The sequence below is a fragment of the Paraburkholderia sp. CNPSo 3272 genome, from assembly GCF_024206495.1.
Classification (GTDB): Bacteria; Pseudomonadota; Gammaproteobacteria; order Burkholderiales; family Burkholderiaceae; genus Paraburkholderia.
This window is the reverse complement of record NZ_JAMBPQ010000074.1, coordinates 1-14,902: the sequence shown is the minus strand read 5'-3', so window position 1 is coordinate 14,902 and position 14,902 is coordinate 1. Positions and strand designations below refer to the sequence as shown.

The 14,902-nt window shown below is 63.2% G+C and carries 11 protein-coding genes and 2 pseudogenes; 9 read left to right on the top strand and 4 right to left on the bottom strand.

The features are described 5' to 3' along the window. Window positions 1-503 (bottom strand): annotated as a pseudogene (locus M3I53_RS37290) (hypothetical protein); the annotation flags it as partial. A 300-nt stretch (window positions 504-803) separates the two neighbouring features. On the opposite strand from M3I53_RS37290, the gene M3I53_RS37285 reads away from it, so the two are divergent. The 9 genes from M3I53_RS37285 to M3I53_RS37245 all read left to right on the top strand — a co-directional run bounded on the left by M3I53_RS37285 (window position 804) and on the right by M3I53_RS37245 (window position 12,551). Beyond that, window positions 804-1,229, top strand: coding sequence for a DUF4399 domain-containing protein (locus M3I53_RS37285; RefSeq protein WP_069262263.1), 426 nt, complete (start codon window positions 804-806; stop codon window positions 1,227-1,229). Between the two features lie 51 nt (window positions 1,230-1,280). Then, window positions 1,281-1,706: a DUF4399 domain-containing protein gene (locus M3I53_RS37280; protein WP_254320730.1), complete on the top strand. Its 426-nt coding sequence runs from the start codon at window positions 1,281-1,283 to the stop codon at window positions 1,704-1,706. A 325-nt stretch (window positions 1,707-2,031) separates the two neighbouring features. Beyond that, a complete protein-coding gene (locus M3I53_RS37275; RefSeq protein ID WP_254320729.1) occupies window positions 2,032-2,301 on the top strand; it encodes a hypothetical protein in 270 nt (89 codons plus the stop codon). Between the two features lie 170 nt (window positions 2,302-2,471). Continuing rightward, entirely contained in the window at window positions 2,472-3,896 is a 1,425-nt protein-coding gene (locus tag M3I53_RS37270; RefSeq protein WP_375542636.1) for an efflux transporter outer membrane subunit, read from the top strand. 177 nt (window positions 3,897-4,073) lie between these two features. Next, a complete protein-coding gene (locus tag M3I53_RS37265) occupies window positions 4,074-5,936 on the top strand; it encodes an FHA domain-containing protein (RefSeq protein WP_254320728.1) in 1,863 nt (620 codons plus the stop codon). A gap of 22 nt (window positions 5,937-5,958) precedes the next feature. Beyond that, window positions 5,959-7,344, top strand: a complete 1,386-nt coding sequence (locus tag M3I53_RS37260; RefSeq protein ID WP_254320731.1) for an HlyD family efflux transporter periplasmic adaptor subunit — start codon at window positions 5,959-5,961, stop codon at window positions 7,342-7,344. Between the two features lie 48 nt (window positions 7,345-7,392). Continuing rightward, a complete protein-coding gene (locus M3I53_RS37255) occupies window positions 7,393-8,145 on the top strand; it encodes a peptidylprolyl isomerase (protein WP_254320727.1) in 753 nt (250 codons plus the stop codon). Between the two features lie 18 nt (window positions 8,146-8,163). Continuing rightward, window positions 8,164-11,235 carry a peptidase domain-containing ABC transporter gene (locus tag M3I53_RS37250; RefSeq protein ID WP_254320726.1) on the top strand — a complete coding sequence of 1,024 codons (3,072 nt, stop codon included), beginning with the start codon at window positions 8,164-8,166 and terminating at the stop codon, window positions 11,233-11,235. Then, window positions 11,232-12,551, top strand: coding sequence for a sigma-54-dependent Fis family transcriptional regulator (locus tag M3I53_RS37245; RefSeq protein WP_254320725.1), 1,320 nt, complete (start codon window positions 11,232-11,234; stop codon window positions 12,549-12,551). The genes M3I53_RS37250 and M3I53_RS37245 overlap by 4 nt, the downstream gene beginning before the upstream one ends. Before the next feature lie 427 nt (window positions 12,552-12,978). Here M3I53_RS37245 and M3I53_RS38770 read toward each other — a convergent pair whose 3' ends face one another. The 3 genes and pseudogenes from M3I53_RS38770 to M3I53_RS37230 form a co-directional block, all read right to left on the bottom strand. After that, complete coding sequence (locus M3I53_RS38770; protein ID WP_254320724.1) at window positions 12,979-13,269, bottom strand: PAAR domain-containing protein; 291 nt, start codon at window positions 13,267-13,269, stop codon at window positions 12,979-12,981. 89 nt (window positions 13,270-13,358) lie between these two features. Beyond that, window positions 13,359-14,606 carry a hypothetical protein gene (locus M3I53_RS37235; RefSeq protein ID WP_254320723.1) on the bottom strand — a complete coding sequence of 416 codons (1,248 nt, stop codon included), beginning with the start codon at window positions 14,604-14,606 and terminating at the stop codon, window positions 13,359-13,361. A gap of 25 nt (window positions 14,607-14,631) precedes the next feature. Beyond that, window positions 14,632-14,902, bottom strand: a pseudogene (locus M3I53_RS37230) (DUF2235 domain-containing protein); the annotation flags it as partial.

Genomic DNA, 14,902 nt, shown 5'->3' with positions numbered 1-14,902 from the left:
GTCTTTGCCTGAGGCGCTGGCGCGGGGGCCGGTGTGGGCGCGGCGGCAGCGGGGCTGCTAGCCGGGTGCTGGGTGGACGTAGCGGGCGTGGCCGACGCTGCAGCGGGTTTCGATGCCTCCGCACGCAAACGCGTCAGGCGCGCCTGCGCGAGCGGCGCGAAGCGTCCGTTCGGATAGGCCTTCAGATACGCCTCATAGTCGCTCGCGTATTGACTGTCCTTCATCGAATTCCAGAACGTGATTTCGTATTCCTGGGAGGTGTCTTTCGGCATCAGGCCGACGCGCACGATCGCGACGCCATAGCGTTGCCGCACTGCTCTGGCCACGGCGAGCCGCTCATGCGCGGCGTGGCCGCTTGCGTAACGACCTGGGTCTTGCGGCTCGGGACGCGGCTGCTCGCGTGCCGGAGCCGAGCGCTCGCGCGCTGCCGGCGCAGCCAGGCGTAGCGTCGAACTCAGGCCTAGCGAGATCAAGAGGCACACAGGCAACACTAGTCGCCACATGTTCGTTCTCCCTATCAGGTGCCAACCCGGGTGCATACCCAGGTCATCGCCTTTCAATGCCGACGGTGCGCCACCCCGCTGCAGTCACCGGCCGCGATCGCGTGAAACGCGGGCCGCTGCCGGCACAGGCACAGCCTGCGCACAACTACAAAATAGCACGCACGCCGCGCGATGCAGTAACAGGGTGGCACCCGCGCGCGCAGCGGCGATTTATCTCCATCGGCTTGAATCCGTCCTAAGCTGTAGAACACGCACCGAACTCCAAAGCCGCGCGCCGTCTGCCGAACAAGGAGCACAAAGATGCAACGAAGAGCAACCCTGTTGGCCCTGGCAGCGGCCGTCCTGATGCCGCGTCTCGCGTTTGCCGAGCGCACCCCGTCGCCGCCCGGTGCGGAGGTCTACATCATCTGGCCGCCGGACGGCGCGACGATTCCCACCGGCAAGTTCTGGGTGCGCATGGGCCTGCGCAACATGGGCGTTTGCCCCAAGGGCATCAACAAGGCAAACACGGGCCATCATCACTTGCTCATCGACACGGACCTGCCGCCGCTCGACCAGCCGATCCCCTCGGATCGCAATCATTTGCATTTCGGCGCGGGCGAAACGGAAGCCCGGGTCGAGCTTGCGCCGGGCAAGCACACGCTGCAGTTGCTGATGGGCGACTACAACCACGTGCCGCACGATCCTCCGGTCTACTCGAAGAAGATCACGGTCACGGTCAAGTAGCGAAGGACATCCGGCTTTAGCCGCAGCGCAAAAGAAGCGGGAGTGCACGCCATGAACAGGTTCCTCGTTTTTGCTGCCAGCCTCGTGCTGCTCGCGGGCGGTGCGGCGCATGCAGGCGCGACGCCGGCCGACCCGAACGCGCACGTTTATATCGGCTGGCCGAACGACGGCCAGGTCATGCCGGCCGGGCGGCCGTTTCGCGTCTGGTTCGGCCTGCGCAACATGGGCGTGGCGCCTGCGGAGGTGGAGTTTCCCAACACGGGTCACCACCATCTGCTCGTCGACACGGACTTGCCGCCGATGGATCAGCCCATTCCCTCCGATCGCAATCATCTGCACTTCGGCGCCGGCCAGACCGAAACGATGCTGCAGTTGCCGCCGGGCAAACATACGCTGCAGCTGCTGATGGGCGACGCGCACCATGTGCCGCACAATCCGCCGGTGTATTCGAAGAAAATTACCATCTACGTTAAGTGATCCATACGATCCGGCCGGGCACGCGACGGCAATAGACGAACGTTTAAGACGCTTCACGTCGCCCCGCGAACGAGTGTTCGCAGCACGCCAACATAAGCCGGTCGACGAGTTGGCGCGCGTACGTCACAACGCACGGAAACGCGTTTCGCCGCGCGCCGCGCGTGAGACTCCGGGAATTGCAGAACTGTCCTTATGCAACGGGCGATGCGCCGCCGTGCGCTTGCGCACTCGCGCATCTGGCACGCCTCATGCCTTCTTGGATCCGAGCCCGCAACCATGCAGCTCAAAATCCCAACACTGTTGCATCCCTTCCTGGAGAACTGCCATGAGCAAGCTGCTGATCGCCGACCTGTGCCTCGCGCAAGAACTCGACCGCCGTGAAATGAGCGCCGTGCGCGGTGGCTTGGGCCTGTGGCCCGTCTACTGCCCGACGATGCCGAGCGTCAAGGTCGACTCCACCAACTTCACCGCATCGCAGTTGATCGGCCAGACGAACACCATCCTGTCCAACACGGGCAACGACGTGGCGTTCGTGAACAACCTCCACGCTTCGACCGACCCCGTGCAAACGGCTCACAACACGATCCACTTCTGATCGTGCTGCCAGCCGTAGAGGCTTATCCGTCTCCACGGCGCCGCCCTCCACCGCATCCGTTGCACACCGCTTCTTCGTCGCGTCCTTCGCCGCCTTTCCTTAAGGAGTCGATTGTGAACACACCGCTCTCGCCGTCCGCCGCAGATGCAGCCCGCGGCGCGTCGCGCTGGCTGACCCGCTTCGTCGGAACGGCTGGGTTGTGTGCTGTGGCGCTGTGCGGCTGCACGGATCTGAGTACGCCTGCGTATCGGCGCCCGGACATGCCCGAGAAGGACGCCTGGGCGCATACGAGCCGCACGTTTTCCGCGGCCGATACAGTCAATCCTCAATGGTGGAAAGAGTTCGACGATCCGTACCTGAATACACTCATAGAAAAGGCGATTGCGGGCAATGTCGATATCCGGGTGCTGGCGGCGCGCATTGGCGTAGCCGGCGCGCAGATCGGGGAGGTGCAGGCCGGTGCACTTCCCACGGTCGACGCGGGCGCGGGTATCGACTATGAGAAGAGCACGGGGCTAGCGCTCTCGAAGACCTATAACGTCGCCACTCAGGTCAACTGGGACATCGATATCTGGGGCAAGGTCGAAAAAAGCGTGCAGGCCCAAAAGGCCGAGTATCACGCTAGCGAAGCGGATTGGCGTGCAGGCTATTTGACGCTCGTTGCGAATGTGGCGAGCACTTATTTCCAGATCCTGCAGTTCGACGATCAGATCCGCGACGAGGAAGACACGCTCAAGCGGAACAAGCAGATTCTCATTATTTACCAGCAGATGTACGCAAACGGTGTCGCCCCCAAAACCGAGGTGCTGCGCCAGAGCGCGGAAGTCAATGGCGTGACGAACGAACTGCTGGAACTGCACCGTGAGCGCGATACCGCCGAAAACGCGCTTGCCACGCTGGTCGGCGTGCCCGCGGGCGAGTTCAAGATGCCGTTGGGCCAGTTGCGCCAGCGCGTGAAGCTGCCGGACGTGCCCATGGGCCTGCCCGCGCAGTTGCTGGGGCGCCGCCCCGATGTGGTGGCCGCGCAGTACCGCATTCTTGAATCCTATGACGAAGTGGGTTCCGCGCGGCTCGCGCAATTGCCGACCCTCAGTCTCACGGGTCGCGCGGGCACAGCCGCGTTCTCGCTCTCCGATCTGTTCAAGGTGTTCACGCTGAGCTTCATGCCGAGCATCGACTTCCCGATGTTCGATCCCAGCGTGCATGCCCACATCAAGACGACCGAGGCCCAAAGCAAGGTTGCCGAAGAGCAGTATCGCCAGGTGGTGTTCACGGCGTTCGAAGAAGTCGAAAACGCGCTCGTGAACCTCGACGCGCATAAAAAGCAGCGCATCGAATTGCTGCAGCAAAACGAGCGGTTGCGCACCGTCGCGGCGCAGGTCGAGGCGCAATTGAAAGAGGGGCTCGTGTCCCAGCTCGAAGTATTGGAGTCCGAACGTTCGCTCGCTAATGCGGAACAGTCGCTTCTGGCCAACCATGAGTTGATTCTGAGCGACACCGTCACGCTCTACAAGGCGATTGGCGGCGGCTGGCCCGACGTCGATGTCGCCAGCGTGGCCTCGAATTCCGCCGTGTCGGCAGCACCCGTCAAGTGAGCGCGCTCGTCGCAGCGGCCCGCGTCAGTTGTTTGACTCCAGCCAACAGTCGCCTACACTTTTCTCACACCCCGATCGCCATGTGCAAGGCGCACGGCTTCACACGGAGAGTCAGTGCGCACGCGGCGCTTGCGCCACGCGCGGCCTGGCTGACAACTGCTGATCGCTGGCGGAATCATGGTGCCTGACGCCGCTTCCATTGCCGAGAGCCAGACTTCGCTCGACCGGACGTTCGATATCGTGCTGCGGCCGATATCGCATGCGGAGCTGGGCGAGATCCGCATCGACAAGGATCTTTTCCCAGTCGGACGGACGCAGCCGCCTTTTGCCGCGGCGCGGCCCGAGGTCGTGGTCGATGTCTCGCGCCGTCACGCGCGCATATTCCGCGAGGGCGCCGCGGCCTACGTGGCCGATCTGGGCAGCAAGAACGGCACGGCGGTCAATGGCGTCGAAGTCACCCAGAAGCCTCACGTTCTAAAGGACGGCGACGAACTCAGCTTTGCCGGCGCGCTTGCCTTTCGCGTGAGCTTCGCGCCGCGTACGGTGCGCGCGCCCGCGCGGGCGACCGTGGTGACGCTCACGCCGGAGCGCGCCGATCTCGGGTTGCAGCAGATCGTCGTCACGAATTTTCCGTTCCTGGTCAGCAAGACCGACGAGACCTTCTCGCAGTATCACGATGCGTATCCGCACCAGGTGAATTACTTGTCGCGGCGTCATGCGCACATCTACGCCGAAGACGACGCGATGTATGTGGAAGACCTGGGCAGCACCAACGGCACGTTCCTCGACGGCCAGCGGCTCGACGATCATGCGGTCAAGCTCGAAGACGGCCAGCGCATCGCCTTTGGCGGCGAGCACTTTGTTTACCGGGTTGGCCTGGAGAGCACAAGTGGAAGCGATGCCACCGTGACGGCGACGCGCGAGCGCCGCGCTTCGGTGCTCGCGGAAGACGCCGATCGCACGACCTTCATTGGCAGCGCGCACTCGTTTCTCGACATTTTCTGCACGCCCCCCGCGCCCGCGCAGGACGACGAAATCAACCCCGATGCGCCTCACCCCGCGCCGGAACCGGGGCACGACGCGCGACGCCGGCGCGGCAGGATCGAGGTCTTCCTGAGCGAGTTGAGCGAAGCGCTGGGCGGCAGCGGGAAGATCAACATGGGCGCGTTCGCGCGCTGGGGCGGCGGCGGGATCGCCGTGATTCTGGCGCTCGTTGCGCTCACGTATTTCCAGGGCGCGCCGCAGCGTGACATGCAGGCGTTGCTCACGAGCGGACAGTTCGAAAGCGCGGCGCGTATGGCCGATCAATATCTCACACGCCACCCGAACGACAGCACGTGGCGCGCGATGGGGACGGAAGCGCTCATCAAGGCGAACGTGCCCGACTGGGTCGCGGCGATCAACGCTCGCGCGTTCGACCGTGCGCGTGCCATCGTAGAGGACATGCGTACGCTCGCGCGCCACAATCCGGACGCCGCGCCGCTCGTGGAAGACATCGGCTGGATCGGCGCACTGCAGTCGTTCGTGCAGGGACGGGGCGGCTCGCAGGCGCCGATCCGCATCTATCACGACGAAGCGCCGATCCATGCGCTGACGAGCCGCTGGGACGACGACCCCGGCGAGCACCAGCGCGCATTCGACCGCATCTCGGCCTACGTGCCGGCGTTTGCCACCGTGTATGCCGATTCGCTCAGCCACTTGCGCAAGCTGCAGAGCGACGATTCCGTGTACGTGGCCGCGCTCGATCGCATCCATCAGGCAATCGACAGCGCGCTCGCGAGCGACCGCTTCGACGCGCTGACCGCGATGCTGAGCGACTATGCGCAGCGCTATCCGCGCCTCGCCGGGCTCGATGCCGTGCGCGCCGACGTCGACCAATATCAGCAAATCGACAGCGAGGCGCACGCGGGTCATGTGCAGGCCGTCCACGACCGCCTGGCCGCCGCTCACTTCGCCACGCCGCCGTTCGCGGCCCATGCGGGCGCGCTCGAAAAGCTTGCGCTAGCGGGAGGGCACGGTGAATCCGCGCCAGCTCATTGAGCGCCTGCGCAAGGCGCTCGGCATGCGTGGACGGCATGCGGCGGCGGAACCGCCGCGGCCGCTGGGCGAGGCGCTGGGCGATCACAGCGACGAAGGCGTGGCGATCCTCACCGCACGTCCGTGGCGCCTCATCGACGCCACGATCATGACGATGGTTGCGCTCGTGGCGTGCGGCCTACTGTGGTCGTTCGTCGGCCGCGCCGATGTCATCGTGAGCGCGCAGGGGGCGCTGGCCCCGGAATCCGAAGTGCGCCGAATCTACGCGCCCGTGGATGGAGAGCTCGTGGATATCTACATCGCCGAAGGTCAGCCCGTCGAGAAGGACGACGTCATTGGCCGCATCAACGCGCGCGGCGCGATACAGGCGGCGACCAACGCGCTCGACGCGCGCCTGAAGCTCGACGACGCCGAGCGCGACTGGAAGGAGTTCCCGGAGAAGAAGGCGCTCATGGAGCGCAAGGCCGAGGCGCTCAAGGCGCAGATGGACGTCGAGACGCATCTGCATGAAACGCGCGTGTCGGAAGGCACGAGCAAGCTCCAGCAGGCCGAGAACGCGCAGCTCGACGAAGCGCGCGGCAATATCGACAACGCGCGCCACGTGCGCGACCTCGCGAAGGAAGACCAGGACAAGTACGAGCGCCTGTTCGCGCTGCCCGGCGGCGGCGGAGTCTCGCAAAGCCAGGTCGAGGAAAAGCGCAGCGCGTTCCTGCAGGCCGATAACAACTACCGGATCGCGCAGGCGCGGCTCAGCGAGTTGCAGGCGCAAACGAGCCACGAGTTCGCCCAGGCGAAGGCGCAGCTCGAAGGCAGCGCCGGACAGCTCACGTCGCTGCGCATCGAATACGACGCGACGGAACGCGAAATCGCCAATACCGAGGACAAGCTGCGCCTGCAGGTGCAGACCGCGCGCCTTGCCGCCGACGCCGCGGCGCGCATCCGCTTCGAGAACATCGACAAGGACAACTTCCTGCTCGTGCTTGCGCCGGTCTCGGGCGTGATTACCGACGTGACGACGACGCAGCCCGGCGACAAGATCCAGGCGAACACGCCGCTAGGGGGCATTGCGCCGGCCAATGCGCGCCCGGTCGTGAAGGTGGCGATTGCGGAGCAGGACCGCGCGTTCCTCCACGAGGGCTTGCCCGTCAAGCTGAAATTCAACGCGTTCCCGTATCAGCGCTATGGCGTGGTGGACGGCACGCTCGAATATATTTCGCCGACCACGAAGCCGCAGGCGCAGACGAAGGAGCCGGTTTACGAGGGGCGCGTGCGTCTCGCGCGCGATCATTTTTCGATTGGCGGCGCGACGTATCCGTTGCGCTACGGCATGACGGCGACCGCCGAAATCGTGGTGCGCGAGCGGCGCCTGATCGATTTCGCGCTGGACCCGTTCCGGCAGGTCGCTGGCTGAAGGTATTTACCAGCTCAGAATTCGGGAATCAGAAAGCAGGGGAACGCAATGACGACAATCGTACGGATCGACGATGAAGCGATCGGCACGGAAGATTTCATCCGCGTGCTGAAACTCACGGGGCAGTTCGAGAGCCTGGTCGAACAGCAGGTGCGCGACCGGCTCACAGTCATCGCCGCGAAAAAAATGGGCGTGAAAGTGGAGCCCGACGAAATCCAGCAACGCGCCGACCAGTTTCGCCGCGTGCGGGGGCTGCACCGCGCGGCGGACATGAATCGTTACCTCGATGTGTTCGGTATCAGCCTCGATGAATTCGAGCGCTTCATTACCGACACGCTCTATCAGGAGAAAACCTTTGACCTGATCTGCAACGACGAGGCGGTCGAAAGCTATTTCAAGCTCAATTCGCCGAAATTCGACAGCATCGAAGTGAGCCACATCGTGGTGGATTCCGAAGGCAAGGCGCGCGAGGTCATGTCGATTCTGGAGGATGAGCCGCAGGCGTTCGGCGAGATGGCGCGCGAGCATTCGATCGCCGATACCAGCGAACGCGGCGGCGTGATCGGCAAGGTGCTGCGCGGGTCTTTGAAGACGGACATCGAGGCGAAGGTGTTCAATGCACAGGTCGGCGACCTGCTCGGCCCATTCCCTGCGCCGGACGGTTCGTTCTTCGAAATTTTCTGCGTGACGGCAAAGCATCCGGCGTCGCTCGAGGCGGACGTATCTTCCGAGGTGCGGCGGCTATTGCGCGAAGAGTGGCTCGCGGAGCGCGCGCAAGAACATATCATCGACGCGCACTGAGCGCGCAGAGCCACGCAGATGGACACCCAGGCGCCCCTACCTGCCAGCGCGCCGTCGCTGGCGGATTTTCTCGCAGCGGTTGAACCGCTCTCGCTCTTTTCGCGCGAAGAGCTCGACCGTCTCGCCGCGCAGGTCGAAACGCACAGCTACGCGTTCGGCGACACCCTCTGCAAGCGCGGCGAGCCCGCAGCCGGACTTTATGTGATCCGCTCGGGCTCCGTGCGGCTCATCGCCGAAGAGCGCGGCAAGGAAATGAGTCTTGGCGTGCGCAAGGAACGCGAGGTGTTCGGCGAAATCGCCATGCTGCGCGATTACTGGCACGAAGTGTCGGTGCGCGCTTCCGCGAAGACCGAGGTGCTTTGCATCCCCCGCGCGGCGCTCGAACCGCTGCTGGCCGCGAATCCGGCCGCGCAGTCGTTCGTGACGAGCTATGTCGCGATCAGCTCCGCGGGCGGCTTCGTCACGCGGCTCTTCGACCTGCGCGGCAAGCTTTCGCGCGCCGAGCTGGAAGAGTATGTGTCGAGCGTGGGCGTCAAGCGCGTGAGCGCGGGCAAGGAGATCGTCCATCAAGGCGCGGGCGGCGACACGCGCCTGTATGTCGTCCGGCAGGGCGAGGTCAGCATTGCGCGCGAGGAAGAAGGCAGCGTCTATCAGATCGCGAAGCTCGGTGCGGGAGAGATCTTCGGCGAACGCGCGTGCCTGCTTCGGCAGAATCAGCCCGTGAGCGTCACTGCGCTCACCGATGTACGGCTGCTGGTGATTCCCGAGAAGACCGTACATTTCATGCTGGAGCGCAACCCGAAGCTGCGCGAGGTGCTGGAAGAGCGCGTGCGCTTCAACGAGCGCGAATTGCAGCGGCAGAAGAAGCTCGCCGAGCGCCGCAGCCGGCCGGTTGCCGTGGACAGCGGCGCGGACGCCACCTTCAGCGAACGCGTGATCAGGCGCTTCGTGCTGGTCGAGCAGGCCGAGGAGATGGATTGCGGCGCGGCGTGTCTCGCCATGATCTGCCGGCATTACGGCATTCCCATGACGCTCGGCAAGCTGCGCGACCTCGCGAACGTGACGACGCAGGGCGCGACGCTGGACAGTCTCGCGCGCACCGGCGAGGCGCTCGGCTTCACCACGCGCGGCGTGCAGTGCACGTTCGAGGCGGTGCAAGGATTCGAGCTACCCTTCATCGCGCATTGGGAGGGCTACCACTACATCGTTGTATATGGCGTGTCGAAGCAGTGGGTGAGGGTGGCCGACCCGGCGCTCGGCTTTCGCAAGCTGAGCGTCGAAGCGTTCGAGCGCGGGTGGAACGGCACGTGCCTCCTGTTCACGGCGGGCGAGAGCACGGGTGCGGAGGCGGCGACACGCTCGCCATGGGTGCGATTCATCGGCTATCTGCTGCCCTACCGGAAAATACTCGCCCACCTGTTTCTCGCGACCTTCGTGATCCAGCTGCTGGGCGTGGTGCCGCCGCTCATCATCCAGAACATTCTCGACAGCGTGGTCGTCCACCAGAATGTGAGCCTGCTGCATCTCCTGATCGTGGGGCTCATTATTTCGCACGTGTTCACGCAGCTCATGATGACGATACGCGCGCATCTGTCGAATTTCATGGTGCGCAGTCTCGACTTCGCGATGATGTCGCAGTTCTTCAAGTACACCATGTCGCTGCCGTTCTCGTTTTTCGCGCGCCGCAAAACAGGTGACATCTTCGCGCGCTTTCAGGAGAACCAGACAATACGTGCATTTCTGACTGAATCGACGGTGACCACGGCGCTCAACCTGCTGATGATCTTCATCTACTTCACGATCATGTTCCTCTATAACGTGAAGCTGACGCTGCTGCTGATTGCGTTCGTGATTCCCATCATGGCGCTCACCGCTATTGCCACGCCGCGCATCAAGCGCTACGCGCGCGAGGTCTTTGCCGTATCCACCGATGCGCGCTCGATGCTGATGGAGACGCTTGGCGGCGTCGAAACCGTGAAGGGCATGGGGATAGAAAGAGCCGTGCGCCTGAAGTGGGAGCGCAAGTACGCGAAGTCGCTCGAAGTGCAGTATCGGGCGCAGGCGTTCAATATTCTCGTGGGCCTCGGCAGCCAGTTGCTCAACGCGGCGACCACGATCGTGATTCTCTGGGCGGGCGCCACGCTCGTGCTCGATCAGGAATTGAGCATCGGGCAGCTCATTGCATTCAATGCGTTCATGGGCAGCGTGCTCGCGCCGCTCATGGGCCTCGTCGGGCTCTGGAGCCTCATGAACGACGCGGCCGTCGCGATGGAGCGGCTAGGCGACGTGCTCGATATCGAGCCCGAGCAAAAGCCCGCCGACCTGGGTTCGCGCGTACTGCTTCCCGACCTGCAGGGCGACATTGAATTCGACGGCGTGTATTTCCGCTATGGCGGCAACGAAACGCCGTATGTGCTGGAAAACATCAGCTTCTCGGTGGGGCGCGGCCAGATGGTGGCGATCGTGGGGCGAAGCGGCTCCGGCAAGACGACGCTCGCGAAGCTGCTGGTGGGCTTCTACGCGCCGAGCGAAGGAAAGATCAACGTGGACGGCTACGACATGAGCGCGATCGACCACGCGTACTTCCGCGCCCAGGTGGGCTACGTGATGCAGACGAACCTCGTGTTCTCCGGCACGATTGCCGAGAACATCGCCTGCGGCGATGCTACGCCGGACTGGCGGCGCATGGAGGAAGTGGCGCGCATGGCCGACGCGCACGCGTTCATCAGCAGGATGCCGCTTGGCTATGAGCAGGTGGTGGGCGAGCGCGGCATGGGCCTTTCGGGCGGCCAGATCCAACGCCTTTGCATTGCGCGGGCGCTCTATCACGATCCCCGCCTGCTCGTGTTCGACGAAGCCACCTCGTCGCTCGACACGCAGTCGGAAAGCAACATCCTTTCGAACATGCACGACATACTCCAGGGCCGCACGGCGCTCATCATCGCGCACCGGTTGAGCACCATCATGCGGGCGGACAAGATCCTCGTGCTCTACGAAGGGGCGATCGTGGAGCAGGGCCGGCACGAAGAACTCGTCGAGCGCAAGGGCATGTATTACCAGCTCGTGCAAAAGCAGCTGGGGGCGTCATGAAACTCTTCGACCCACACGGATTTGGCAGTTCCGTTGTGTCATATGCGGGGCTGCTCGAGAAGATCGAGATCCTGCGCTCCACGCTGCGCTGGGCGCCGCGGCTGGAACGCACTGACATCGAAAAGCTCTTGAACCAGTCGAACGCGCTGCGCGAGGAAGTCATGCAACTCTCGCGTAAGGAGCGCTTCGTCGAAGCGGCGGCCGAGGCGCCAGAAGCGCTCGATGCGCTGGCAAGGCCGGACGCCATCACGCCCGCCGCGCACCGGCGGCGCGAGGCGCTGATCGAGCGCAGCTTCATTTTCGAAGGGATATTCGGCGACAACCCGAAGCTGCTCGCCGCGCTGGAGATCGCGGAAAAGGCGGCGCCCACCGACCTGCCTGTGCTGATCGACGGCGAGAGCGGCACGGGCAAGGAGTTGATGGCGAAGGTGATCCACGCCAACGGCGCGCGCGCCGACCGCCCGTACATCTCGGTGAACTGTGGCGCGATACCCGAAAACCTGCTCGAATCGGAGCTGTTCGGGCATCGCAGAGGGGCGTTCACGGGGGCGTCGAGCGATCGCAAAGGGAAATTCGAAAGCGCGCATACGGGGACGATCTTTCTGGACGAGATCGGCGAGTTGCCGCTGCAGGGGCAGGTGAAGCTGCTGCGCGTGCTCGAAGCGCACGAGATCCAGCGGGTGGGTTCCGATGAACCCATCGGGGTCGACACACGCATCGTTGCGGCGACCAATCGCAATCTGCGCGAACTCGCCGCGCAGGGGCAGTTTCGCGAGGACCTCTTTTATCGGCTTAGCGTGATTCATGTCACGCTGCCAGCGCTGCGCGAACGCAACGACGAGATTCCGCTACTGATTGCATATTTCGGTGATGAGGCTGCCGCGCAACTCAAGCGACGGCCTCTGAAGCTTACGCCCAAGCTGCGCGACTTTCTGCTTACGTATGCTTATCCGGGGAATATTCGCGAGCTGCGTAATCTCGTCTATCGGCTTTCGTGCCTTGCGGGTGAGACGGCCGATATCGAGCATTTGCCGGATGATATTCGGCCTAAGTCTGCTGCGCTGGCTTTGCGGGCGGTGGAGGCTGAGGCGGCAGGTGCGCCTCTTTCACTGAGCGATGCGAAGCGCGCTGCGAGTGATGAGGCCGAGAGAGCGTTTCTCGAGCGGGGCTTGCAGGAGACAGGGGGTACGGTGGCGGAGCTGGCGCGGCGCTGTGATATGAATCGGTCGCACTTGCAGATGCTGCTCAAGAAGCATGGGATTCATTCCAAGGATTTTCGGCATGCCGAGAAGGTGAATCATGAGAAGGGGTCTTGATCTGGGTGCCTAGCGGTGCTTTTGTGTCGTGGCTTTTGGCGCTTTTGGCCGTTCATGCCGGGAAGCCCTCTAACCTGGCTGATGCGGCGGGCAGTTTTTTCACTGTGCGATCTCCAGCCGGAAAGAGGCTCCCGAACAGTTCTCCCAGCATCATTGCGCCTCCGGCACCATGCCTTGCGGCAGGGACATTGCAGCGTGGTTAGCGGCCGCGATGGCCGCGAGTGGCAATGGCGGAGGACTGCTGGCAGTCGCCTTCGACTCAGCCTTTGCGCTGCCGGTCAGAAAGATGCGCGCGGGCAATGAGAATGTTGGTCCGGAACTTGCGTAGCATATCTCGTTACAGTCGAAGGTGAAGTTGCAATGCCAGATGGCAAAGCCGGTGGCCTGCCCTCGGAGGTGATGCTGCCGCGGCAGTTTTGGCCTACGCTCAAACGTCCACGTAAGATAAGTATTGCGATGGAAGCAGACGTGGAGGTGGATCACACCTGCACACGCACAGGTCATCGCTCAGTGCGCCTTCCCTGCCATCGGGTCCCGTCATTGACTGACGCGGCCCGTCGCACACGATGTAACCGGCCGACTGACATTCAGGACACCATACTTCGTCCTTTTCGTAGGCCTGCTCGTGTTCACCAACCCTGTCCTTGGGATCGCCACCCACTACGGTGCCATCCGCTGTCGTTCTGTCGCCCTTCAGAATGTCGTACCGCCTGACCATGATGTGACCTCCGGATTGATGAGATAAATCGTCTCGTGTTCCACACCGCAATCGAGTGGCACGCGGAACGCTCGCGGGGTGCCTGTTCGTTAAGTGACACTTCGCATAACCGAAAAACAGACTCCGGTCTTTCCAGCCGTCGCAACAAGCTGGGGCGCACCATCCTGCATCGCGCCATTGGCCGCGCACGCCACGGCAAACCACGGCGCCGCCGGCCCGGCATGGCCAACCATGTAGTCGATATCTGCCACCTTTGCGCCCATACCTGCCTTGACGACAGCTTTGGTTACCGCATTGGCGCCGGCACCATCGAGGCCGCCCTGCCAGATCCGTTTGATGTCCGCGGGCTTGCTACATCCCCATCGCAGAGTACGCGCGAGGGCGTCGCCTATGGCACAGTCATCTGTCCCGTTCGGCCGATGGAACATCGCGATCGGCGCGAGCGCGAATTTCTGGCATACCGCTTCCGGCGCAACGAGAAGGGCAACCATGGTTTCTGCACTACCATCAAGAGGGAGCGCCTGACAAATTGCGTTCAGTCTCACGCAAACGAGAAGTCGTGCCTCCTCGTCGAGCCTGCGGTTGACCCGGTCAAGCCACGCGTCGGCGTACATCAGGTCGGACGGCTCTGGCATGAGCCTGACCTGAACCGGGCGCAGGTCCGTCCACGCCCATCGCCTTTCCCAGATCGCCAGCGCTTCGTCCGTGTCCACGACGCCCGGCAGCATCAACTGGACCTTCAACCTCAAATCTGGTGGGAGCGAACGTACCACTTCGGCAACCGCGTCGATCGCCACACTGAATGCCCATGCCAGGACATACCGTCGGCGCTCGTCGTCGTTCCTGAAACGCATCCCGCCCTCGTCTGTGTCCGGCTTCTCGAACCAGCGCGCATTGACCGGTAGAGCGCCTGACTCTGGGGCTGTCCGCGGTTCGAGCTTGGCGGATCCATCCAGCAATTTGCCAAAGTCATCGTCCTTCGCCTCACTGGCAAACCTGCATGTCGCTACAAGAATGCCGAGCGGGCGGCTTGCCCGGTCAAACACGTCGTTCACGTAGCTTTCGCGGGCGTCGTTCCACGCGATGGCGTCTAGCCGGCGCCCTTCGTAGACGCTATAGCGCCGAAGGACAACGAAGGTTGCGATTCCCAGCGGGTACACGGTAACGCATGTCCAGAACCAGGGTGTTTGAGTCGGCTCGCCCTTGGGCCAGAGAAGCAATACCATGAATATTCCAGCGATCACAATGACGAAAAACACGATGGTCCAGACGATGCGCGACGGCGGATTCTCCGGCATCGGTTCCAATGGCGGAAGCTTCGAGAAGTTGACAGCCATACCTGATTTCCTTCAGAAATGGCAATCAAGCAGTCGCAGCCTCTGGAGAGGTTTCTGCCATCGAACCGGACGGTTGCGTTGTCCCGGATTGGGCTGTAGCTACGCTTGCCCCCTCAACGTCAATGATCTGCCGTGGCTTGAGGTACCCGCTACCGTCGATGCGCAGGAACCCGGCTCGCGAGTCGTGCACGTATTGATCGAAGAAGCGGATCATGTTGGGCGACAGGGTCGGTGGGTTCAGCCACACATTCCAGTAAGCCAGCTGTTCGTCGGACAGCGGCTTGTTGTGAGGGCGA